The organism is Alphaproteobacteria bacterium (assembly GCA_016722515.1).
In the GTDB taxonomy this organism is placed as follows: Bacteria; Pseudomonadota; Alphaproteobacteria; order Rickettsiales; family JADKJE01; genus JADKJE01.
The window spans coordinates 20,678-40,940 of the sequence record JADKJE010000012.1 but is presented as its reverse complement, the minus strand read 5'-3'; the positions used below and the strand labels follow the sequence as shown (position 1 = coordinate 40,940).

Genomic DNA, 20,263 nt, shown 5'->3' with positions numbered 1-20,263 from the left:
GTCACTACAACGAGTTTTGTCTCCATCACAGGTGCATTTCGACTCCTTGTTAGAGATACGGTCTAAAATCGCCTCCTTTGCTTTTCGTAAGTAATACTCTCGTTCGTCACTCTCAAAACAACCCTCACCTTTTGGCTCGGCCCTGTATATCGTGCCTCCACCACATTCGGGGTAATCAACTCTGAACTCTCCGTGTCGTAGACGTAAGTACCCTACCTGCTTGCCATCCATGAATGCATCGTACTGTTCAGGACAAGCTCCGCAGGTTTCTCTTAGTTCAATTTTATCCATGTTTATTTTACTTACTGATAAGGTCTTGATATGAGCTGGTGGGGAAAGGCAACAGGACTTACAAAGCTTCGTTACACTGTCTGCGGGGTTGTATACTTTTGCTTCCCCCTTTCATTCCCCCATCAACTCACATCTCAAAGAACTTATACCTTCTCCTGCTCAATAAAGTTGATTCCGTGTCTCTTGTCTACTCCGAATATGATTTCCAACAGCTTGTGAAACCATCGCTTCTTAAAGACTATAAACGTGCTGTGGGTTACATTTGATTCCTTCGTCAACCCGTTCCAAAACTCAAGCAAGTCCTCCTGCTTCTCGAAGATGAATATGCTCTTTGTTACGTTTGTTTTCTTCATACTTTTTCTTGCTCAATAAAGTTCACTTCTTCGATTGCGAGAGTCTTTAACCATGTTCCTAGTGGTAGACCCTTTTGGCGGGCGTATCGTTCCATTTTCCGCTTCTGTTCTGATGTATCCCACGTTAGGTAGGTACGGCGTTTCAACTGTGATTCTGGGTTAGTTTTTCAGGGTCCTGTTTAGCCTCATGTGGTCAGTCGGTCATCGTGGTCCACAGAGCAAACCTAGAGCGTCCAAGTCCTTTGCTTTTGCGTCGTTAGGGCTCTTGCTCATGCTCTTACACTTTCCTAGTATGATTTCACGGCCATTATTTGTAGGCGAAGCTGGAAACTGGTCTAGAGCTGTTTGATATGCGTCGTTCATGTTTAGTCAGTTGCTGATAAAGCAAGCATCGCGCCGAATATAAAGGCCCCCGTCACCCCGCCTGCCAGAAAGACCACCGAAAGAATAAGTACATCCATACTAATCAGGTTTTACTAGTAAAATCTCCCATCCTGCCAATTTGAAGTAGTGTCTCCATTGTGCGTCGGTTCCAAGAAAGATGTCCTCCTCATCTCGTGTCTCGTGCTAGTGTACAAGTCCCGCCTCCAAGTGAAGTTCAAAGTCGCGCTGTAGTTCGTCCATAATTAGTTCATTAGAAGTCCAATAATCCAGTTGCCCGCCGTCATCAAGACCGCAATCGTGAACATAACCATCCAAAACTTACGCGCTCCTGTCCATTCTTTTACCTTTCGTGTCTCCATTGTCTCTGCTTCTGGGAAGGGTTCTCCGTTTGGGTAAACGCTTCCACTCATATCTATAGGTTTCCAATGCGTTGCCTTTTTTGCTTTGTTCATAGTGTTTGTTTGAACTTACTGTCTAATACTTAGAGTATATACTAGATACTATAGGATGCAAGTAGGAAGGGGATAAGTCTAAGAATTGGCCTCAAAGAAGGCTTTTGCGAACTTCTGGGAGCAGAGCGAACGGAACTCCATATCGCTGTCAGGGTTGAAACAGGCGAACTCTGGTATGAATCGAACGTGGTTCTTGTGCATGAAGGCTAGGGACGGCTTACTGCGACCTGGTCGCTGATACAGACCTTCTAGCTTGGGTACGTCCTCCCATTTCTGGTAGACGCGCGACGGGATGTTGAACTTGCCCCACAACGCTGTCTTCTTTGTCCATGGGCTTCCATACCACCACGGCTCGTATTCGTAGGTTGGTTTTCCAAGATACTTTTTCAAGACACCCTTAGCAGGGTTTTCAATCACCCAAAACGTAGGGTTGCACTCCGAGATAATCCTCTGACACTCTTTGACTAGGAACATTCCCTCCTCTGGGTTGCGAGCCTTTCCGTTTGAGCGTGCGGTGGAGAACTCTGTGCATACGGGGTTGGCGATAATTCCGTATACATCCTGTGGTGGGTGGTAGTTTTCCACTCCAATATCTTTACCTACAAGGATTACTTCGTAGCCCGCGTCCTTCCACGGCTTTGTATCAGAACCCGTGTCAGCGCACAGTTGGAGAATCTTCTTCATCTATTACTCTTTATGTTTCTCTAAAAAGGAATATCTTGGGGGCGGATTCCTTCTTCTTCGGGTGTCGGATAGTCTGATGGGTCGTGAACAGTGATTTCTGGGCGACCCACGATATTCTTCTTCGTGTAGTCCACCAAGAACATCTTTACTGTGAGGAAGTAGAGCTTCCAGTCGTCTGTTTTCATTTCTGAGCGGTCTTTCTGTGGCTTTGGGAATCCGTGGAGTTCTTCTCGCTTGTCCCAGTCATAGAAGAAGTCTGAAATCTTGTCGTTCTGATAGACCGAGACTCCCTTCTTTGTCTTTCCACTATTCTCATCAGTAAATGCGTAAGGTTTGATAGAAACTTTCGCGGTGAAATCTAGGTTAGGCAGACGCTTCATCCAGTCAGAGCCGAAGTTCGTGCCTGTATTCTCTGACCATGTAACTTCATTCTCACCGTCAGTAAACGTGGTGCAGATGTTCTCGCCATATTCCGAATCTTCAAAGTAGATGCTCTTGATGTGGACATTCGACAGGTCTTTGTAGAGGAGTTCCCACTTACTGCCCTCGGTTCCGTCTTTTAGTTTGTATTCTCGAAGTTTTGCTCCTTCTGTTTCCTGACTCACTTTCTCATGGAACAAACCATCCGATTTTATGCTAATGAATCTCTTACCTTCTTCTTGTGGTGTAAGCATAATTATTGAGTTAAATCTGAAATAAGCATATCAAGTGTCGGCACAAGACCTTTTGCTTTGTATTCTTCATTCTTCTTTTTGAGAAATCCAAGGATGTATCCGTGGGCGAAGCTCGGCCCCTTGTCCATTTCTTCTCTAAGCTCCTCGTTCATCATGCGGGCGATAGACTCGGCATCCTTATCGAATACATCCGCGATTACGCACTTTGCCAATTCCCAATCCTTGTTGCCGATAGCCTCTCTAAAGTTCTCCTGTGCCGCCTTTAACCATTGTGTATCCATTTTGGTTTTGTGTTACCCCGTTAATAAGACCAGTATACCAGACGCGTGCGGGCGAGCAATCAAAAAGGGGATAAGTCGCTTGCATCTCCTAGAATACCCACTATTATAAAGGTCATATGAAGAAACCACAAAAGACTGTGAATATCAGACTTTGGAAAAAGACACGCGACAGATTAAAGATTCGGGCGGTCAAAGCGGGGGTCACTATGATGAAGTTACTAGACCAACTTTCACTAGTAAAATGACAATACCCTTTGCTGACAGCATCGCCAACCCAACAGCTTTCAAGACGGGGACGTTCGTAGACAAGCTGAGTGGTATTGGAGGAATCCCGAAGGGTTACATAACTGAACTATGGGGACGTTCTGGTGTCGGAAAGAGTACCCTCGCGTTGCAGATGGCTTCGGGCCTTCAGAAGAACGGAGTGAGGTGTCTGTGGGTTGATGTTGAAGTCTCATACACGCCTCTCTATGCTGACAAGCTCGGAGTAAACAGCTCAAAGCTCGGACTCTACAGAGATACGTTTGCGGAGGATATTCTCGACACCATTGAGGACGAGGTTTCGTCTGGTAACTGGGATGTCATCTTCTTGGACTCTGTGGGGGCGCTCATGTCTCGTGCAGAAGCAGAGAAGCGAAGCGGTGAGGTCGTAATTGCTTCGCAAGGCAAGTTGATTGCCCCGTGGGTACGCAAGGTTGTTCCACAACTCATTCTCAAAGGTGTCTCTATCGTCATTGTGAACCACGCCAAACAAGACCTGATGAGTGGAACGTGGCAACCATCGGCGGGAGAGAAACTTGTCTATCACAAAGCGTTCTCTGTGTACTTGAAGTATGCGGGTGAGACGATTAAACAAGGTGAGAACAAGATAGGTGAAGTAATAACAGCCGAGGTGAAGAAGAACAAGGTCGCCGCAACCAAGAACATGAAGATAAACGGCCACTTCATCTACGGTAGTGGGTTTAACACTGTGGCGAATCTGCTGGAAGATGCTATGGAGGCTGGGGTTATCACTAAGAAAGGCAACACCCTGTTCTTCGGTGAGGAGAAGCTAGGAATCGGCCTCCAAAGAGTCCGCAAGGCCATTGAGGAAGATGCCGACTTATCAGAAAGGATTAAACAAGCATTAGCGTGTAAAAATATCAAATGAAAACAATCTTTTACATAATATTCGGTGCGTTGATTGTTCTGTGCTTGCAGGCAATTAGAGCTGGGTATGTCCACGACCAACTCCAAGATGTCTTTGAGTTTGACCCTTGCCCGACCGTTTGGAGGGATATACAAACTTGGGACTCGAACACATGGTCTTGGACAAAAACTTATTGGCTTTGTAAGGAATAAATATGCCTTCATCCGACAGAATTGAGGATATGAAAAAACTAATTAGTCAACCTCCTATGAAAAACAAGATTAAGGTATGGGTTTGGAAGGGCGATTTTCCTGAAAACGTATACAATTGCCAGTCCATTGTGTACCACGAACTTGACGACTTGCTAGACACCTTGAAATCAGAGCTTGAGGAAGGTGGTTTGCACGATGTCATAAAGATTTCATGTAAAGAGATTACTAGGAAAGAGCTTGAGTCAATCCCTGAAGCGGATTAGTTACAAAACCATGCGAGACATCAAAAAAACAATCAGAGATTTCAAGGGTTACCTTGACGAAATAGGGAAGCTTGCGGAAAATTGTTCTCCTGAACAGCAAAAGGGACTAGATAACATTCTAAAAGTTCAGCTCACAATGATGGTTTCTTTAAGAAAAGCCAGCAAGCTCGGTGAAATCTCACTCTCATTCCTAGAAGAATGAAAACACTGACCATAAAACAGGCCATTCAACTCACTCGGCGTAACGGTCTAAAGATGGAACGGACGTGGAAAAGATTTTTAAGAAAAGACGCAAAGCGACCCTCGTAATGAAGAAAAAGACCTCTGAAATGAAAATCTATATATTCAAGCCATCGAGTAATTGGTCATACTGTGGGGGCGGTTTTGTGTGTATTGCAGAGTCTCTAGAACAAGCCCAGTCGCTCGCAGGCGACCACAAGTTGTTTCTAACACAAGAGGATGCAGATGATAAACCTGACAGTTATTACGCATGGGTTCTAATGGAAACTCTATATACCAACGAAACAGAGCAGCGAGTTGTTCTCTTTGACTATAACTGGGGCTAATGAGAATAAAGGGACAGAAGATACCAGATAATTGGGTGAGGTGTGACAAATGTTTGAAAAAATACGGCTTCATAAGCACTCGCGTATCACAGCCTCATAAGAACAGGGAAGTTTGCCTTACCTGTTTGGTGGAGGAAGATAGGGAGCGCGAGTTTCGCAGTGAAACTGAAAAGGCCACTCCTCCGTTACCAGAGAAGCGACCTTAGTTGAGAGATATATCTAGTGTCTTGGGTTGTTCCCGCAACGCGGACTGACCCGACACTTGACAGAATAGCATTTATACACAGAGTTGTCCACACAAAAGCTCTTTGACAGGGTTGTGGACGTAGTATAATTCTCTGTATGGACAACTTCGCTAGTTTAAAAACAAATATTTGTAGGCAGCATCCACAAGGTGGTTTAGGTTCTAGCGAGCCTGTCCAGCCGTCTTGTGGATTTTGCTTGTAAAACTATATGGCTAACCGACGAATGTTCAGCAATAGAATTGCGGGGTCGGCCAAGTTCCTTCAGATGCCAAGTGAGGCACAGCTCCTCTACTTTCACATGGTGCTTCGTGCCGACGACGATGGAGTGGTGGAGTCTTACCCACTTATGAAGCTACTAGGCTCTCCATCAGATGTGTTTAAGGTACTCGTGGCGAAGGGCTTTGTCCGACAGCTCAATGAAGACCAAGTGATTGTGATAACCGACTGGCTAGAGCACAACACAATCCGCGCCGACAGAAAGATAGACAGCATATACAAGAACCTGCTCGTTGAGGTCGCACCAGACATTCCACTCATAGAGGCCAAGCCCCGTTCAGACGTAGAGGATAACAGTAGGAGACTTGGTGGACAGTCCACGGACGGCTTAAGTCAAGTTAAGTTAGGTCAATTTGCCGAGCTTCGCTCGGACGGTGAGTACAAAATAGAAAAAGACGTAGACGAGAAACCTTCCAAAACCGATAACCGCGTCAATGACAAGCTGGCTGTCTTTCGGCTCTTTGGTGAAGAAAAGAAACCTTGGTGGATTCACAAGCAACAAAAGGTTGATGCACTCGCACTGTTTGACTCCTATAACCTTGACCAGTTGAAGAAGGCTGTCTCAATCGCTAGAGACAATCGTGATGACCAGTTTTGTCCGAAGATAAACACCCCGTCAGACTTGGCGAGGAGAATGGAGTCTCTGTTGGATTACAAGGAACGTAACCGAATCTCATGAGCCTCGAAAAATACAAAAGAATAGGTGAGGAGCTAGAGAACTCAGAGCCAAAGGTTGTAGACATCCTCCTGCTTTCGGAGGCGGCCAAGCTCCAAGCGCAAGACACAAGCAATCAAATTAGTTCGGGCTTCACAGACCTCGATGGCTGTATGGATGGAGGATTCCGAGAGGGTGATTTCACCATCATCTCTGGTGTCCCTGGCGACGGAAAAACGACCCTAGCCCGAATGTTCACCTTGAACTTCGGCAAATCAGATGTCCCATCGGTCTGGTTCTCACACGAAATGACCTCACGAGAACTCTGGGATTCATTCGAAAAGATGGGAGCCGACCCCAGCCTTGTATCCTACGTTCCAATGGAGCTAGAGGACGACATAGACTGGATGTTCGCCCATTGTGATAAGGCTATCGACGAGTTCGGAGTCAAAGCAATCTTCATCGACACGCTCGGCGACATCGTGAAAAGCGTAAAGAGCCAAAAGGAGCTACCAAACTATGCGACATTCCTCGCTCAAATCTGTAAAGACCTCCGTATGTATGCTATCCGTAGGAAAGTGATGATATTCGCAGTAGCCCACGCAACCAAGACAACCAAGAGTCGAACTAACGAAACAGACAACTCAGACATCGCCAACAGCAACGGCATCCCCGCCGCAGCGACCAACATCTTCCATGTTTGGAGAGATAACGATAGTGACAATCTGAGTTATGTGAAGATAGGAAAGTCCCGCCGTGATGGAACGAAGAAGAATCACAAGTTCAAGTTCCGCTTTATCGACAACAAGCTCATGCCCGAAGGTCGTTACGTTGATGTCGAGGGTGAGGGTGCTTTTAGAAAACTATAACTATGAAAAGAGAAATAGATTTTTCATGGATTGAGGAGATTCCTTTAGAGTTCAGACGAGAGAGGCGCAAGGAATACCTCCTAGAAACGATTAAAACCGTCAAGGCGAGGTTTTTCGAGGCTTGTAGGAAGCTAACCAAGTTCGATGCGTTTGAAGCCCTCCTAAAGAAAGAACCGTGGAGCACAGGAAAGATGCTTTTTTACGAACACGTTGGAAGAATCCACCAACAAGCGGAGCAAGAGGAGAGGAAACTCAATCGCCTCAACATGGAGGTACAAGTTTTCACTGGTAAAATCGAGGACATAACACCAGAGAAGATAGAAAGGGCGCGCGACTTCCCCATCGAGGAGATAATTGAGACAAAGAACGGCAGGGCAATCTGTCCATTCCACAACGACCACCACCCCTCAATGCACGTCACCAAGAATCTCTTTCATTGTTTCGCGTGTAACGAGGGAGGAGATTCAATCGACTTTGTGATGAAGCTAGAAAATCTGACCTTCCGACAGGCTGTGGATAAACTCAGCTATGGTTTGTAATTTTTACTGGTAAAATAAACACATGAACGAAGAATATCTAAGACAAACGAAAGAACTCGTTACCTCGATTCAAACCCGCTTCCTAGAACTCGGCGCACGCCTCTACAAAATCCATGAGGAAAAACTATGGGAAGGTTCCTTTGACAGCTATGTAGACTTCCTAGAATCCGCACGAATCAGCGAAAGCCAAGCCTCAATCTTCGCCAACATCCACAAATACTATGTCCTTGAAGGAGGAATACAGGAGGATAGACTCGCTCTCATAGGTTATTCCAATTTGCATCAAGCTCTGCCACTGATTCAAGCCGAGGGTGTGGAGTCAGCCGTCGTTAAAGCCCAGACACTTACGAGAGAAGAAATCAAAGATGACGTCCGAGGCATTAAGTTTGGTGACGAACACGCACACTCTCTTGGAGAAACCCGCTTCGCCTTTTGCACAGAATGTAAAAAACTTGTACGCCTTGAAGAAAAAGACCTCTAAAAAAGACCTCCTAAGACAATGGGGACTACCAGAGAAGTTCCAATGGCGTGGTCTTGCCTACAAACAGCCGTATCAAAAGGGTATTTACTGGTACTGGTTCAGCCTAGAAATCCGCAGGAGAGATGTAGAAAAGTATGGGACATGTGTAAGTTGTGGGAAGCCAATAGGGATGTACTGTGATGCGGGACATTTCATGCCCGCAGGAGATTGTGGGCGCGACTTAATCTTTGACCCACGCAACGTCAATGCCGAGTGTAAGGGTTGCAACGCCTTTGATAAGACACACTTGTTGGGGTATGCACAAAACCTAGACAAGAGATACGGAGCTGGTACGGCACAAAAGCTCCGTGACCGCCGCCAAGCCCACAAAGAATCCAAGACCCCCCTAAAAGATTTCACCGCAAAAGAGTATGAGGAACTGATTAAAAAACTACCCTCATTTAGAGAATCTTTCAAGTGCCTCCCAGATTAAGGCTTAACCAAGCCACCGTATGAGTTGTCCACTTTCTCGTTTTGAGAATCTTCTAAAACACTTGCACTATCCAAGCGGTTGGGATATAGTAAGGGTAGTTAGATATTGATATGGGTGTCTTTGAGAAGCACCTAGCGAAACGGGAGTTACTTCGAGTAAGGCTCGGCTAGCCATCAAGGCTACGACGAGATTGACCGCAAGTGAGAAGTCTTCCCAAAGCCCCTCATACCAGTATCTAACTTACTAGCACTAATACAAACACAATGGAAAATCTCAACAGTGTAATGGAACAGCTTAGCGAAGGAACGGAGTACGAGGTTACTTACTACAACGACAACGACGGACGCACTGACGACTTTGAGGATGATGGTAACTACCATGTTGTTCGCAACGGCCACCGCTTCTGCTTTGATGTCGTTCAAGACCGCGAAGTTCCCCTTAATGTCCAGCGTCAGCTCTCGACTCTCGTTGACACCGTTCTCAGCAATAACTAAACATGACAGATAAAAACCCCCACGCACAAGCCCTTGGGAGGCTTGGCGGTCAATCAAAGTCAGAAAAGAAGGCAGAGGCTTCTCGACGAAACGGAAGAAAGAACAAGCGCAAGCCAGTTTCACCAGTAAAAGTTAATAACTAACTTGCCGTCTTATCAGAACCACTTATCCACAGGTACTTCATAGTAGCTTGTGGTAGTATTAACCCATATGGAATCACTAACGCAAGACGACATCCGCAACATAATTGCACTTATTAACGCAGCACCAATTAAAGGCATGGAGGCAGGCACAGTCCTAGCAATCCAGCAGAAGCTATTTAAAATGCTCGATAAAACAACACCAGATGGAAAAGACACAACAGGAGAGGATAGATAGTTTCATCAAGGAATACGGCGAACTCGTAGAAAAGCACCAAGTAGACTTTGTAGCCTACCCACTTTATGTACCAGACGGACAGGGAGGCTTTAGAACAATCGTTCAGAACGCACCAGTAGACAAGACCGAGCGTCCAGTAGAATCACCATTTGTACCAGAACGATAATGTTCAAAAGGATTAAAAATCTGTGGAAGCTATCAGAGTTCAGGCCAGAAGAATCTGACCACGACGATTTAGTTCTAAAACGCGACATTTACAAGAAGAAGGAGCAAAAGTTGGCAACCATCGTGGAGGATGACCCAATAGAACAATTCCCAATAGAAGACCCAGAAAAGATATGATTAAACCCCTTAATAAGTTTGTACAGATTGAACCAGAGGCACACGAGGAGTTCGTTACCTCACAGCGTTCAACCTATGACGAGATTGGTATAGTGATTGAGATTGACGACGACCTTAGCGTCCCCATTAAGAAGGGAAGCAGGGTCTTTTTGATTCATGGATGGACGCCAAGTTTCCTAAAGGTGATGGAACGTACTACTGGCTAGTGCCTTACGAGAACATCAAAGCATACGAAGATGGACAGGTATCAAAAGAGTAACTGTCGCGGTGGCCACCTCCACAAGTACATCATCCTCAGTCAGCCACGAGGAGGTTTACTAGAAAGATGTGAACGATGTGGCGACCTTCAGTTCTTTCCATCAGATACGCCAAACTGGAAGTACATGGAATACCACATACGGCAGGCACTTCAACCAGACGACCCAATGTTTAAAAGAGAATATCCCAACGCATGATAGATAACATTTACAAAGGTTCAGAGGCACGAGACAAGATTATCAAAGGCATTCAACGATGTGGAGAGATTGTGGGTGGGACAATGGGTAGTGCAGGACACAACGCCATCCTTGAAACCTTTGAGATGCCAAACCATCTCGTTACCAATGACGGTGCAACAATCCTTGAATCCATACACTTTGCAGACCCGCTAGAGGAGATGGGACGTAGAATCCTCCTAGAAGCCGTCAAACGCGCAAACAAAGCCTCTGGTGATGGTTCTTCGACAACGTGCGTTCTTACAGCAAAGATTCTTCAAGAGGGGATTAAGCACCTCGGAGAAGTATCCCCAATGGAGATTAAGAAGTCCTTGGAGGAATGTGTGCCACTCATTGAGGAGTCAATCAACAAACAAAAGAGAGAGATTACAGTTGATGAGGTCGCAAGCGTCGCAACCATTTCAGCCGAGGACGAGTCAATAGGCAAGATGATTCAAGAGATTTACCAGCAGATTGGTAAGTCGGGCATCATTCATTGGGACATTTCAAAGACATTCAGCGACCACTACACCATTGGTAAAGGTATCACGGTGGACGGCGCAGGTTTCGCATCACAATACATGGCAGACATGGACGAGAAGACAGGTCAGTTCCAAAGTCTCGCACGTTGGACTAATCCTAAAATCCTTATAGTAAAGCAGAAGATTTCAAGCGCAGCAGACTTTAATGAGTTGTTTGGGGCCTTGTTTGCTAAAGAAGTGAAAGAAATCGTCATCTTCTGTGATGAGTACGAGGCAACAGTAATCCCAGACCTCATTCTTACCCGCGCCAAGAGAGGGTTTAAGACACTCCTTGTGAAGATGCCTGTCCTATGGAAAGACTGGTGGTATGAAGACTTGGCAAAAGCAACGGGCGCAACAATCATTGACCCACACGCAGGACTCAGCTTTAAGACTATGAAGCTAGAACACCTCGGAACGTGTGAGAACATCATTGTGGACAAAGAGAACACCTACTTGGATGGCATCAAGGACGTAAGTGAACACATCAAAGCCCTCGAAGACATAGCAACAGAGGATTCATTGCTCCGCGCATCACGCCTCAACACAAAGACAGCACGATACTTTGTAGGCGCAGCAAGTGATTCAGCACTTGCGTACAGAAGGCTCAAAATTGAGGACTCTATCTCGGCGTCGTGGCAAGCCCTGCAGAACGGTGTAGTAGCGGGTGGTGGTGTGACACTACTTGAAATATCAGAGAAGTTTCACCAGCGAAAGAATGTTGGTGAATCTGTACTAAACATCGCCCTAAGAGCACCATTTGAACAGATTGTAAGCAACGCAGGTATCAAACACGCTTGGGATGAACCATTTGATGGGCTTGGGTATGACACCCGCACCAAACAGCGTGTAGATATGTTTGAAGCAGGTATCATAGACCCAAGTCAAGTTGTTATAAATGCAGTAAGGAATGCAATCAGTGTTGCCGCATCAGTTCTCACATGTGACAGCATCGTTCTCTTGCCACGCCCTGACACAGCAGACCAAATCCTTCAAGCCATTATGAGTAAGAACATGCCTCGATGAAAGACATAATCGAAAAGCTCCTAGAAGAAGTTGATGCCGACATAAAGGAGCTTATGTTGAGTGTGGATGAGAATATTGGTGGTCAAGACTATTTTAAATGGCAGCTACTCTCTGACCCTATAAATGCAATTATCAACTGGCAAGCACTAAGAGATAGAAAACATGACTTGGAAACTCTACGCTAAATGTATGGGATGTAGAAAGAAGAAATTGTTTGTACGAACACGCAAAGTCGCGCTCCCAATAGGTAAAACAGCACAGTCAAAAGACTTGCTATGCACAAAATGCTTCAAAGCATTACGCAGTGTGTTATAATAATCACATGATTGAATACTCTCCTGAAAAGAATCCCAATGTAATTTCACTGGTGAAACAAACAGACGGTAATTGGATTGGCTACACACAAAAGTTCGGCCACTTCATAGAAATCAGAGACATAGGACCAGAGACAGTATTACAAAAGCTCCTCACACATGATGGAGTTTCACCCGTAAAAGAATAAATGGCTGAACTAGGTAGACCATCGGCAATAACGGAAGACGTACTCCGAAAACTAGAGGAGGTATTTGCATTGGGTGGAACAGACAAAGAGGCGTGTCTTTACGCGAACATCGCGCCATCAACCCTTTATAAATACCAAGAGGAGAACAAAGACTTTACGGAGAGAAAGGAAGCATTGAAGGAAACGCCTGTACTAAAGGCCCGCAGAACAGTATTTAATTCATTGGAGACAGATGTGAATAGTGCTTGGAAATATGTTGAAAGGAAAGACCCAGACCTCAATCCAAAGCAGACGATAGACCATACGAACAAAGGTGAGAAGTTTGAACCAAGCACAATAGTGGCTGATTTAACAACCAAGTTGAATGCAATACACAGAGGAGCAAGTCTCCCAAGCGATGGAGGGTCTGCCAGCCCTATGGACGATAAAGCATCAGATTAAGAATGAGGCTGGCTTCCCAATAGAGTTCACCAAGAGAAAGTTCTTGTGGGACATATACAACGACCTGTCTCCTAAACAGTGCCTCTTAAAGCCCCCGCAAATCGGGGCTACTGTTATGAATGCTATTAAGAGCTTCTATGTTGCTAAGAAGCTCAGACGACAGATTATCTATACGTTGCCAACAGCAGGTGACGTACAAGACATGGTCGGTGGTTCATTCAACCGCATCATCGCCCAGAACCCTGTGTTACTAGAGTGGGTTAAAGACCACGACACCGTAGAGCAGAAGTCAGTTGGCGACTCGATGATATTCTACCGAGGTACATTCACACAGAAGCAAGCGATGATGATTCCATCGGGCCTCAACATCCATGATGAGGTTGACGCTAGTGACCCAGACATTATCACGCAGTATCAGAACCGCCTCCAAGCACAGGAGGACGGAGGTTGGTCTTGGTATTTCAGCCACCCAAGCATTGCAGGACATGGTGTAGATGTGTACTGGCAACAGTCAGATATGAAGGAGTGGCAGATAGAATGTCCCGCATGTAAGGCTAAGCAAGTGCTCACATGGCCTGAAAGCGTTAATGTTTCCCGTGAAACATACGTCTGTAAGACCTGCAAGGAAGACCTACCAAACGAAGCCCGTGCCAATGGGGTATGGGTAAACAAGGATGGTGTTCCATGGTCAGGGAAGATAGAAGGTGACTACCAGTTCTCTGGGTGGCATGTTTCACAGCTCATGCTATGGAATAAGAGCGCAAAGGACATCATCACATCTTTCAACGACCCTCTAAAGGACAAACAGTTTTTTTACAACTATGTTCTAGGACTTCCATACGTATCGTCTGATGACCGCATTGAGCCAGCAGTTGTCCTTAGAAACTGTGTAGACCAAGTAAACGACCAATCATCAAGGACAATCATTGGTGCAGACACAGGCCACGGCATTCACTATGTCCTATTGAATAAGCAAGGTGTCTTTTACTATGACCATGCCAACGAGATAACAGCATCAAAGACACCATACGATGTTATTAAAGGACACCTCAATAAGTTCCCACGCTCTATAGCTGTCTTCGACCAAGGTGGCGACTTGATTGGTGTCCGTAAGCTCCAAGCAGAGTTCCCTGGGCGTGTCTTTCTATGCTTCTACCGCAAGGACCGCAAGAGTGTGGACCTCGTTCAATGGGGAGAGAACGACGAATACGGCAAGGTAACAGTAGACCGCAACCGCATGATGACCCTCGTTGTGGAGCAGATACGAGATATAGGGCGCGTCAGACTCAATGGTTCAAAGGATGAATGGGCAGAGTTCGCCTCGCACTTCGGCAACATGTACCGAGAGAGGATGGTGACCAAAGAGATGAAGGACAAGGACAACAAGGAGCTGTACGGTGCTGAGTATGTGTGGAAGCGTAATGGACCAGACCACTTCTGCCACGCCTTGCTCTATGCAGTTGTAGGACTTCAGAGATACGGAGGAGAGATGGCAAAGATAGTTGGGGATGATGTACTAGCGGGTATTCCACGAGGCAATATCGTTGAAGCTCCACCAGTAGATACCATCGTGGGCCAGTATGAGGCCCGAGCTTTTACCAGTGAAAACAAGGCGGTGCTATGACCTTTGACTTCCGAGCCTACAAGAGAGAATGGATGAGAAGAAAGCGCGCTCGGTTGCATATCATAATCGTCACTAAGAGAAAGGAGATAAACTAGCTGAAGGGTTCTGCCCAGAGTGTGAGATGAGACTCACTTCAGTCTTCCACACTGATTGCCCATATTTACATACACAGGTTGATAGACAGTCTGATACACAAAACTTATAATTCACACCAATATGGCCGACCCCCAAGACCCGTTTTCTTTAAATGTTATTGGTGTTACTGACCTTGTTGAGAATAAAACCAACAAAGTTCTAGGCTCAGGCAACTCACCTGAAGGTACAGGCGAGAAGTATGATGTCCTTGACCTCTCAATGGATGATGAGGAGCTTCTTGCGTTGCGTGATGACTGGGAAAAGAAGTATGCAGGCTACGAAGGTAAGTATAAGCCTGTATACGAGCGTAACCTTGAGTCGTATTTAGGACGAAAGAAGAATGGTCAGTGGCTTGTTGATGACGGTCCATTGGCTGCCAACCTACAGTTTGAAGCAGAGGAGACATTCCTTGCTGCAGCACTCGCCAAGAACCCAGAGCCTGTTGTATATGCAGACAACTCAGAGACTGGCAACAAACTCTCCACAGATGTTAAGACAATGCTTCAGTACCATGCTGACCAACTCGTCTTGCGTCGCAAGCTCGGCGTTATGGGTGCGCCAGTGGTCTATCTACCACCTTGGTGTTCTCAAGCATGGCTGGCGTTCTGTTAAGGATTCAGATGGCAAAGAGATAGGTGACATCTCCATTGAGAACCGCAAGATTCAGGACTTTGTGTTCGACCCAGAGGGCTATGTTGATGCCTACGGAGACTTCACATCCTACCTTGGTGAGCGCATCAAGAAGACTGCAGGAGAACTCATTGAGTTGTTCCCTAAGCATGAGGCATACATCAAGACAATCACAGAGGGACGCATGGGTACAGAATGTGTCTACACAGAGTGGTGGACTGACACCTACTGCTTCGTAACCTTCAAGGAGAAGGTCCTCGACAAGCACAAGAACGAATACTTTAAATACCCAGAGTCATCTACTGATGAGCTTGGACAGCCTATTCTTGATGATGTAGGACAGCCTATCGTAACTAAGCCCCGCAACCACTTCGCTGCTCCTAAGAAGCCTTACACGTTCCTTTCAGTCTACTCACTCCAAGAACAGCCTCACGACATCACAGGTCTGATTGAGCAGAACATTGCCAACCAGCGACGCATCACAAAGCGCACAGAGCAGATTGACTACAACGCTGACAACTCAAACAACGGCTACGCATTCTCAGAGGACAACTTCAACCAAGAGACAGCAAAGCAAGCAGCAACAGCACGACGCAAGGGCAACCCAATCCTCGTTCCTTCTGGTGGACCAATAGACCGAGCTATCTACCCACTGCCAGCACAAGACCTACCCGTAGGTTTCTTTAATGAGCTTGAAATCAGCAAGAACGACCTCCGTTCATCGTGGGGTATTCAAGGTATCGCCGCACAGCAACCAGACGAAGACCAGACAGCCCGTGGAATGATTCTCAACCAAGCACAAGACACATCACGTATTGGTGGTGGCATTGGAGATGCTATTGAACAGGTCGCAGACAACGTATTCAACTGGTTCGTTCAGCTCTACTACGTCTTCTACGACGAACAGCACTTCGCAGCAATCATGGGTAGTGCCAAGGCTGTAGAGTATGTAACTATAAGCAACTCAGACCTCACCACTCAGCTTATTGTCTCAGTATCACCTGACTCGCTCCGTCCAAAGGATGAGATTACCCAAATCAACATGGCACAGGCTCTGTTTGATAAGGGTGCAATCGGGCCTAAGACGCTCCTTACGATGCTCGACTTCCCTAATGCAGATGAAGCAGCAGGCGACGGTATCCTGTACAAGACAGACCCGATGGCTTACATGATGTTGAACTTCCCAGACCTAGCACAGCAACTTCAACAGGCACAACAACAGCAAGCGCAGACTCAGATGATGAACGAAGCGCAAGCTACTGGTATGAACACCGCAGCAACTGCAGCTAACACGCCACCCGAAGAAGTAACAGAACCAGAGAAGAACGTAGCTATGGACCCCGCATCAGCTGCGCTAAGCCAAGTTCCGCTTCCGTAACTTCCACAGGATTATTGCAACCCTAGACGTATAACGCACAATTAAGCCACATGAATGCTAAATCTAAAGCTCTCGGTAAGGTCACAAATACTGTTGGTTCGGCTCTTGCTACGCCTAGTCGCCTTTATCATGGCTCTCGCGCTAATCGCTTTAACCGCGAGGCAGGTGTTGTAAAGAAGGCCCGAAGCTACGGCAACGCACCATCATGGGATGGAGACAAGCCAACAGACGCATTTAAGTATCGAACCGCAGCAGATTCTATTAAAAACAAATATAAAGACGGAGTTAAATAAATATGTCACTTTCTAACGAAGACTACAAAGACATCAAGTCAGCCAAAGGTAAAGCGTTGGCCAATAAGGTCAAAAGGGTGACTAGTGACTACGGTAGTAAAACCAACTACCCCAAGAGAGACATCCATGTGAACGGAAAATACGATAGTACAACTACTTGGGCTAGAAGTAACAAAGAAGCAAGACAGAGATTTACAGAGAAGTTCCCCGAACACGCGGCTTCTAAAATACAAGTAAATAGGCAAAAATAAACCCAATAACTTTTATGTCAGACAAACTTACAAGTCTCAAAGGATTCGGAGAAGGCGACCCAAAGCCAGAAGCTAAGTCAAAGGCGTTGTCTAAGAAGACAGGGATGTACACCTCACCAACTGGCTCAAAGCACCGTTACGGTAGCAACAAGCACCGTTATTGGGAGTCAATTAAGAGGCGTGGAGAGGACAACGCCCGCGCTGGAGTCCCTAACGACTAAACAAACATATGTCACTCACACCAGAAGACAAGAAAGACGTTAAGGGAGCAATGGGAAAGGCTATTGCTAATAAGGTTTCACGTGTAACGAAGGACAAACCCACAGCAGCAAGTCTTAAACTAGGGCGCGGACATGTAAATGTAAAAGAAGTTCAAGGAAAAATTGCTTCTGTTACGTCAAAGTACGGCGACGCCAAGAACAAAGCCATCCATGCAAAGATGGGTAAGATGTCCGTCAAGAGTCATGACCCAGAAAAGGATTCTGCTAGGTTTTCAAGTACCAAGTCAACGAAGAATGGGGTCACACGATTCGGAGGCAAGGCGCACTTCTAGGCAGTTCTTTTACAGGTGAAATCGGGTTGTAAATCTCCCACAAAAGATTGGCGGTTTTTAATTAAACTAATAACAAAAGAATGTCCCTTGAAAAGAAGTTCTGCCCAGAATGCCAGCTTTACTTGCCTATAGAGAGGTTCAAGAAACTGACGACGAGTTCAGCCTTAGAGAAGTACCCCGATGGTTACTACTGGTGCTGTAGTGAGTGCTACAAGCAAAAGGAGTGGGTTTTCGTAAAGGGTGAAGAACCTAACAGCAGGAAGTTTAGAAGGAGGGACAAACGCATGAGGAGCGCAGTAGCCATAGAGAGGAAATATGGCCTGACACAAGAACAGCACATAGAGAAGATAAAGGAACAGGACAACTCGTGTGCAATTTGTGGAAAGAAAGATGAGGGAAGGGTTTTGTGCGTAGACCACGACCACAAGACAGGGAAAGTGCGCGGTCTGCTATGCACCAACTGCAATGTCGGCTTAGGTAATCTGAAAGATAGCATTCAGATTCTCCAGGCCGCTATTGGATACCTGAAAAGGTACGGAAGCGGTGATTTGACTTGAAATTAAAGTCTATTATCAGGTAATACTTGAAATTAAAGTATGCCACAGAACGAACAAGATGAGTTTCTAAAAGACCTCGAACCGCAGACAAGCGACCCATTTGAACAACCAACCACGCCATCGGTAACGGTGGATGAACCTGAAAAGGAGAGTGATGAGGAGAAATCAAATCGTCGTGAGCGACGCCTACAAGCCAAGCTCCAAGCGGAACGTGAGTCGTCAATCGCACTCGCAGCACGCCTTGAAGCCCTTACAGAAGCACAGAAGTTCAGTCGTGAAACTAATCCAGATGTGGATGACACCATCTCTAGGATTTACGGGACTGACACTCCTGAGGCTGTAGCGGCGACAACACTCCTTCAGAAAGCACTAGCTAACGCAGAAGACAGGGCAACCGAACGAGCAATAGCAAAGATTCGAGAGGAACAGCAACAGGAACGCGCATCAGTCCAACAGGAGGAACGAACTCTTGAAGGAATGATTGAGTCAATTGAGGACGAAACAGGTCTTACGCTAGATGCTCAGACACAAAAAGGATTCTTCACCTTACTTGAGAAGCTCTCACCAAAGGACTCTGATGGAAACGTAGTAGCCTACGCAGACCACCACGCCGTTTGGGACGAGTATCAAGCAAGAAAAACGCCAGTAAGCAGTCGTGCCAAGGACTTGTCATCCCGTTCGATGGTCAAGACAGGCACATCTCCCTCGACAAGTGTTGAAACAGACGCAACAGAGAGATACCTCAGAGAGAACGGACTTATTTAGATTTACACATAAATTATTATGCCTCCAAACGTAAACGTCACCACAACAACGAACCAATACTTGGCTCCTAAGTGGGTTGACCAGATTCTCCGCGACAACTACTTCTTCGGCAAAATCATGCAGAAGACGAAGAAGTGGAACGGTTCGCAGATGCTTTTCCCAATTAAGTACCAGAAGGGAGTTGCATCGGTAGCCTTCAACGGCTTCGACCTCTTGCCTATTACTCAGCAGCCTGTATCCGTCGACATGACGTTCTACCCTACCTTCGTAGCTACGAACGTCGCACTCGCAGGTTCAGACCTCTCCATCAACTCAACACCGATGCAGACAATGAACTTGATGAAGACGATGATGGAGTCACGCGCACAAGACGCAGCAGACGACATTGGTAACTTTCTTCAGGGTGACGGTACGTCATTCGGTGGAAAGGCTCCATCTGGTCTTGCAAACACAATCGACAACGGTACTGTCGCTTCAACTTACGGTGGACTTGCACGTGCGACCTACTCAGGTTTGAACGCAACAGTTACTGCTTCAGGTGGTACGATTTCACTCGTGAAAGTTCGTACTCTTTGGAACAACATCTCAGATGGTTCTATCATCCCTGACTTCATCGTCACGGACTACACCACTTGGGGTTACTTCGAGCAGCTTCAGACTTCATACCAGCGCAACAACCAAGACTTCTCTCCTGCATCACGAACAGTCGCACAGACAGCGGGTTACACAGAGCAGCGTTGGGACGGTATGATTATCTCCCGCGATAAGAAGGTCACGACTGGTTACTTCTACATGTTGAACCTCGGCCAGACACTCGACTGGTACGCACTCAAGTGGTGGGAAGGTGACCGCGTATCTCCTAAGTCTAAGAACGTCATCACAAACGTCTACGAAGACTCGATGTACGCACCAGGCGACGCATTCACATGGACTGGAATGATTAAGGCTTACAACCAGGGAACAGTAAACGGATTCATGATTCTCGGTGGTCAGCTCATCTGTACAGCCGCATTGCGTAACAATGTACTCACGAGTATCACAGGAGTTTAGTCATTAGCAACTAATTATAAATTG

Annotated in this window: 28 protein-coding genes; 24 read left to right on the top strand and 4 right to left on the bottom strand. The window is 46.3% G+C overall.

Annotated features, from left to right (window positions below):
* Positions 1–1,270: 1,270 nt before the first annotated feature.
* From IPP74_14730 to IPP74_14715, 4 genes are all read right to left on the bottom strand, one after another.
* Entirely contained in the window at positions 1,271–1,480 is a 210-nt protein-coding gene (locus IPP74_14730; GenBank protein MBL0320528.1) for a hypothetical protein, read from the bottom strand.
* Positions 1,481–1,558: 78 nt separating this feature from the next.
* The gene (locus IPP74_14725) at positions 1,559–1,954 is read right to left on the bottom strand and encodes a hypothetical protein (protein MBL0320527.1); all 396 of its coding nucleotides are present in this window, start codon (positions 1,952–1,954) and stop codon (positions 1,559–1,561) included.
* A 230-nt stretch (positions 1,955–2,184) separates the two neighbouring features.
* Positions 2,185–2,838: a hypothetical protein gene (locus IPP74_14720; GenBank protein ID MBL0320526.1), complete on the bottom strand. Its 654-nt coding sequence runs from the start codon at positions 2,836–2,838 to the stop codon at positions 2,185–2,187.
* Between the two features lie 2 nt (positions 2,839–2,840).
* Positions 2,841–3,119 carry a hypothetical protein gene (locus IPP74_14715; GenBank protein ID MBL0320525.1) on the bottom strand — a complete coding sequence of 93 codons (279 nt, stop codon included), beginning with the start codon at positions 3,117–3,119 and terminating at the stop codon, positions 2,841–2,843.
* A gap of 241 nt (positions 3,120–3,360) precedes the next feature.
* On the opposite strand from IPP74_14715, the gene IPP74_14710 reads away from it, so the two are divergent.
* From IPP74_14710 to IPP74_14595, 24 genes are all read left to right on the top strand, one after another.
* The gene (locus IPP74_14710; protein ID MBL0320524.1) at positions 3,361–4,269 is read left to right on the top strand and encodes an AAA family ATPase; all 909 of its coding nucleotides are present in this window, start codon (positions 3,361–3,363) and stop codon (positions 4,267–4,269) included.
* A gap of 193 nt (positions 4,270–4,462) precedes the next feature.
* Positions 4,463–4,723: a hypothetical protein gene (locus tag IPP74_14705; GenBank protein MBL0320523.1), complete on the top strand. Its 261-nt coding sequence runs from the start codon at positions 4,463–4,465 to the stop codon at positions 4,721–4,723.
* A complete protein-coding gene (locus IPP74_14700; GenBank protein ID MBL0320522.1) occupies positions 4,698–4,925 on the top strand; it encodes a hypothetical protein in 228 nt (75 codons plus the stop codon). The genes IPP74_14705 and IPP74_14700 overlap by 26 nt, the downstream gene beginning before the upstream one ends.
* A 64-nt stretch (positions 4,926–4,989) precedes the next feature.
* On the top strand, positions 4,990–5,289 hold the full coding sequence (locus IPP74_14695; protein MBL0320521.1) for a hypothetical protein: 300 nt from the start codon (positions 4,990–4,992) through the stop codon (positions 5,287–5,289).
* Between the two features lie 468 nt (positions 5,290–5,757).
* The gene (locus IPP74_14690) at positions 5,758–6,489 is read left to right on the top strand and encodes a hypothetical protein (protein ID MBL0320520.1); all 732 of its coding nucleotides are present in this window, start codon (positions 5,758–5,760) and stop codon (positions 6,487–6,489) included.
* Entirely contained in the window at positions 6,486–7,334 is an 849-nt protein-coding gene (locus tag IPP74_14685; protein MBL0320519.1) for a hypothetical protein, read from the top strand. The genes IPP74_14690 and IPP74_14685 overlap by 4 nt, the downstream gene beginning before the upstream one ends.
* 2 nt (positions 7,335–7,336) lie before the next feature.
* Entirely contained in the window at positions 7,337–7,873 is a 537-nt protein-coding gene (locus tag IPP74_14680; protein ID MBL0320518.1) for a hypothetical protein, read from the top strand.
* Between the two features lie 22 nt (positions 7,874–7,895).
* Positions 7,896–8,354: a hypothetical protein gene (locus tag IPP74_14675; protein ID MBL0320517.1), complete on the top strand. Its 459-nt coding sequence runs from the start codon at positions 7,896–7,898 to the stop codon at positions 8,352–8,354.
* Entirely contained in the window at positions 8,326–8,826 is a 501-nt protein-coding gene (locus tag IPP74_14670) for a recombination protein NinG (GenBank protein MBL0320516.1), read from the top strand. The genes IPP74_14675 and IPP74_14670 overlap by 29 nt, the downstream gene beginning before the upstream one ends.
* A 263-nt stretch (positions 8,827–9,089) precedes the next feature.
* Positions 9,090–9,320: a hypothetical protein gene (locus tag IPP74_14665; protein MBL0320515.1), complete on the top strand. Its 231-nt coding sequence runs from the start codon at positions 9,090–9,092 to the stop codon at positions 9,318–9,320.
* A gap of 210 nt (positions 9,321–9,530) precedes the next feature.
* Complete coding sequence (locus tag IPP74_14660; protein ID MBL0320514.1) at positions 9,531–9,698, top strand: hypothetical protein; 168 nt, start codon at positions 9,531–9,533, stop codon at positions 9,696–9,698.
* Between the two features lie 338 nt (positions 9,699–10,036).
* On the top strand, positions 10,037–10,246 hold the full coding sequence (locus tag IPP74_14655) for a hypothetical protein (protein ID MBL0320513.1): 210 nt from the start codon (positions 10,037–10,039) through the stop codon (positions 10,244–10,246).
* Positions 10,247–10,491: 245 nt separating this feature from the next.
* On the top strand, positions 10,492–12,060 hold the full coding sequence (locus tag IPP74_14650) for a hypothetical protein (protein MBL0320512.1): 1,569 nt from the start codon (positions 10,492–10,494) through the stop codon (positions 12,058–12,060).
* On the top strand, positions 12,057–12,245 hold the full coding sequence (locus IPP74_14645; GenBank protein ID MBL0320511.1) for a hypothetical protein: 189 nt from the start codon (positions 12,057–12,059) through the stop codon (positions 12,243–12,245). The genes IPP74_14650 and IPP74_14645 overlap by 4 nt, the downstream gene beginning before the upstream one ends.
* Before the next feature lie 317 nt (positions 12,246–12,562).
* Positions 12,563–13,003 carry a hypothetical protein gene (locus IPP74_14640; GenBank protein ID MBL0320510.1) on the top strand — a complete coding sequence of 147 codons (441 nt, stop codon included), beginning with the start codon at positions 12,563–12,565 and terminating at the stop codon, positions 13,001–13,003.
* Positions 12,960–14,627 carry a phage terminase large subunit family protein gene (locus IPP74_14635; GenBank protein MBL0320509.1) on the top strand — a complete coding sequence of 556 codons (1,668 nt, stop codon included), beginning with the start codon at positions 12,960–12,962 and terminating at the stop codon, positions 14,625–14,627. Before IPP74_14640 ends, IPP74_14635 begins: the two co-directional genes overlap by 44 nt.
* Before the next feature lie 216 nt (positions 14,628–14,843).
* Positions 14,844–15,374 carry a hypothetical protein gene (locus tag IPP74_14630; protein ID MBL0320508.1) on the top strand — a complete coding sequence of 177 codons (531 nt, stop codon included), beginning with the start codon at positions 14,844–14,846 and terminating at the stop codon, positions 15,372–15,374.
* Positions 15,316–16,770 (top strand): hypothetical protein, encoded by a 1,455-nt coding sequence (locus IPP74_14625; protein ID MBL0320507.1) that lies wholly within the window; start codon positions 15,316–15,318, stop codon positions 16,768–16,770. The genes IPP74_14630 and IPP74_14625 overlap by 59 nt, the downstream gene beginning before the upstream one ends.
* A 50-nt stretch (positions 16,771–16,820) precedes the next feature.
* On the top strand, positions 16,821–17,063 hold the full coding sequence (locus tag IPP74_14620; protein MBL0320506.1) for a hypothetical protein: 243 nt from the start codon (positions 16,821–16,823) through the stop codon (positions 17,061–17,063).
* A gap of 2 nt (positions 17,064–17,065) precedes the next feature.
* Positions 17,066–17,314, top strand: coding sequence for a hypothetical protein (locus IPP74_14615; GenBank protein ID MBL0320505.1), 249 nt, complete (start codon positions 17,066–17,068; stop codon positions 17,312–17,314).
* A gap of 229 nt (positions 17,315–17,543) precedes the next feature.
* Positions 17,544–17,867, top strand: a complete 324-nt coding sequence (locus IPP74_14610; protein ID MBL0320504.1) for a hypothetical protein — start codon at positions 17,544–17,546, stop codon at positions 17,865–17,867.
* 284 nt (positions 17,868–18,151) lie between these two features.
* Positions 18,152–18,424: an endonuclease VII domain-containing protein gene (locus IPP74_14605; GenBank protein MBL0320503.1), complete on the top strand. Its 273-nt coding sequence runs from the start codon at positions 18,152–18,154 to the stop codon at positions 18,422–18,424.
* Between the two features lie 39 nt (positions 18,425–18,463).
* Positions 18,464–19,189: a hypothetical protein gene (locus IPP74_14600; GenBank protein ID MBL0320502.1), complete on the top strand. Its 726-nt coding sequence runs from the start codon at positions 18,464–18,466 to the stop codon at positions 19,187–19,189.
* 18 nt (positions 19,190–19,207) lie between these two features.
* Positions 19,208–20,239: a phage major capsid protein gene (locus tag IPP74_14595; GenBank protein MBL0320501.1), complete on the top strand. Its 1,032-nt coding sequence runs from the start codon at positions 19,208–19,210 to the stop codon at positions 20,237–20,239.
* Positions 20,240–20,263 lie beyond the last annotated feature (24 nt).